The organism is Burkholderia sp. Ac-20392 (genome assembly GCF_017104585.1).
Classification (GTDB): domain Bacteria; phylum Pseudomonadota; class Gammaproteobacteria; order Burkholderiales; family Burkholderiaceae; genus Burkholderia; species Burkholderia lata.
The window spans coordinates 1-2,289 of the sequence record NZ_JAAGPB010000848.1 but is presented as its reverse complement, the minus strand read 5'-3'; the positions used below and the strand labels follow the sequence as shown (position 1 = coordinate 2,289).

At 65.4% G+C, this 2,289-nt stretch carries 3 protein-coding genes; all 3 read right to left on the bottom strand.

Features of this window, described 5'->3' with window-relative positions; all coding sequences use genetic code 11:
• Window positions 1-167 precede the first annotated feature (167 nt).
• From fliN to fliL, 3 genes are read right to left on the bottom strand one after another with little or no spacing between them, the layout of a single operon-like run.
• Window positions 168-659 (bottom strand): flagellar motor switch protein FliN, encoded by a 492-nt coding sequence (fliN, locus tag G3N99_RS38920; RefSeq protein ID WP_011350466.1) that lies wholly within the window; start codon window positions 657-659, stop codon window positions 168-170.
• Window positions 652-1,650, bottom strand: coding sequence for a flagellar motor switch protein FliM (fliM, locus tag G3N99_RS38915; protein ID WP_174940295.1), 999 nt, complete (start codon window positions 1,648-1,650; stop codon window positions 652-654). Before fliM ends, fliN begins: the two co-directional genes overlap by 8 nt.
• A 22-nt stretch (window positions 1,651-1,672) precedes the next feature.
• The gene (gene fliL, locus G3N99_RS38910; protein ID WP_049097223.1) at window positions 1,673-2,209 is read right to left on the bottom strand and encodes a flagellar basal body-associated protein FliL; all 537 of its coding nucleotides are present in this window, start codon (window positions 2,207-2,209) and stop codon (window positions 1,673-1,675) included.
• Window positions 2,210-2,289 lie beyond the last annotated feature (80 nt).

Here is a 2,289-nt window from a genome sequence, read left to right as displayed (position 1 = left end):
CGGCCGAACCTGCTGCGCTTCATGCCCGCACTGAACGTGACGACCGAGGAAATCGACCAGATGATGGCGATGCTGCGGTCGATTCTCGACACGCTCTAAGGAGACCGCCGCGATGGATGCCGCCGCCACGCTTGCGACGCGCACGCGGCGGCCGGGCTTCACAACATTCATCGATTCAGCTTCCGGATACGTTCGGCCGGCGTGATGATGTCGGTCAGGCGAATGCCGAACTTGTCGTTGACGACCACGACTTCGCCCTGCGCGATCAGGCAGCCGTTCACGAGCACGTCCATCGGCTCGCCGGCCATGCCGTCCAGTTCGACGACCGAACCCTGCGCGAGCTGCAGCAGGTTGCGGATCGCGATCTTCGTGCGGCCGAGCTCCACGGTCATCTTGACCGGGATGTCGAGGATCATCTCGATGTCGTTGTGCGTCGAGCTTGCCGCGGCCTTCGACAGCGGCTGGAACACGCCGGCGCCCGTCGCGCCCGCCTGCACCGGCTGCTGGTTCTGCTCGGCGAGCGCGGCCGCCCAGTCGTCCATGCCCGGATCTTCTTCCGCCGCGGCCGGTGCCGCCTGCGCGGCGGCGGCCGATGCCGCGAGGGCCGCGTCGGCCATCGCTTGTGCGTCGTCCTCGGGCGTCTGGTTCAGCTCACTCATATCCACCTTCCTTCATCGAATCGCCCGCGCTGATCATCTTCTGCACGCGCAACGCGTATTGACCATTGAAAATTCCGTAGCCGCATTCCATCACCGGCACGCCGTCGACCCTCGCGGTGATCGTGTCCTCGATTTCCAGCGGCAGCACGTCGCCCGCGCGCAGGTTCAGGATCTTCTCGAAGTTTGACGAAATCTCGGCGAGGTTCGCGGTCAGCTCGACCTCGGCGGCCTGCACCTGCTGCGACAGCACGCGCACCCAGCGGCGGTCGACTTCGAGCGCCTCGCCCTGGATCGGCGAGCTGAGCACGTCGCGGATCGGTTCGATCATCGAGTACGGCATGCAGATGTGCAGCGTGCCGCCCGTCGGCCCGAACTCGATCGAGAACTGCGTGACGATGACGATCTCGTTCGGCGTCGCGACGTTTGCGAACTGCGTGTGCATTTCCGAGCGCACGAATTCGAACTGCAGCGGCCGCACGCTCTTCCATGCGGTCGTGTAGTGCTCGAACACGAGGTTCAGCAGCTTGCCGATGATCCGCTGCTCGGTGGCCGTGAAGTCGCGGCCCTCGACGCGCGTGTGAAAGCGCCCGTCGCCGCCGAACAGGTTGTCGACGACGAAGAACACGAGGTTCGGGTCGAACACGAACAGCGACGTGCCGCGCAACGGCTTCACGTGAACCAGGTTCAGGTTCGTCGGGATCGGCAGGTTGCGGGTGAACTCGCTGTACTTCTGCACCTTCACCTGGCTGACGGAGATTTCCGCCGTGCGCCGCATGAAGTTGAAGATGCCGATCCGCAGCAGGCGCGCGAAGCGATCGTTGATGATCTCGAGGCCGGGCATCCGGCCGCGGACGATCCGCTCCTGCGTCGCAATGTTGTAGGGGCGGACGCCCGATGTGTCGCGCTGCTCGTCGACTGAATCGGCTTCGCCCGTGACGCCCTTGAGGAGGGCATCGACCTCCTCCTGGGACATGAACTCCTGGTGACCCATACGCGCTCCTTTCTCGGCCGCGTTACTGGACGACGAACTCTGTGAACAGCACGTCGTCGACCTTCGCGCGCTGGTTGCCCGGCTGCGTCGGCTGCTCGATCAGCTCCCGCAGTTCCTTCGCGAGCGAACGTTTGCCGTCCGGCGTCGCGAGATCCTCGGGATGCTTGTTCGACAGCGCGAGCAGGATCCGGCTGCGGATCTCCGGCATCCGCGCGGTCAGTTGCTCCTGCGCCTTCGGGTCGGTGAGCTTGAGCGACAAGCCAACGCGCAGATAGTGCTGCGCGCCGTCGTCGGACTGCAGGTTCACGGTCAGCGGGTCGAGCGGGAAGAACACCGGCGCAGCCAGCGGCGCCGGCTCGGCGGGCGCGCTCGCATGGCCGACGCCTTCCTTGCTCAGGAACACGTACATGCCGCCGGCTGCGGCAGCCGCCGCGCCCAGCGCGATGACGGCGATGAGCGCGATGCGCTTGAACTTGCCAGACGAAGCCGGCTTGTCGGCGGTCGGGTTTGCAGTCGTGGAGGCCATGTGAATGCGTGCGTGATGTCTCGTAGCATGCATTGTTCGGCATCCGGGCCGAGGCCGATGGGCGGAAAAGAGGGGGGATTTGCGGCTATCTCAGCCGATTGTCGGCCGGGTGG

Bases quoted from the DNA above. Each gene is read 5' to 3' on its own strand.
- fliN (WP_011350466.1), bottom strand. From the start codon at position 659: ATGAGTGAGCTGAACCAGACGCCCGAGGACGACGCACAAGCGATGGCC.
- fliL (WP_049097223.1), bottom strand. From the start codon at position 2,209: ATGCATGCTACGAGACATCACGCACGCATTCACATGGCCTCCACGACT.
- fliM (WP_174940295.1), bottom strand. From the start codon at position 1,650: ATGGGTCACCAGGAGTTCATGTCCCAGGAGGAGGTCGATGCCCTCCTC.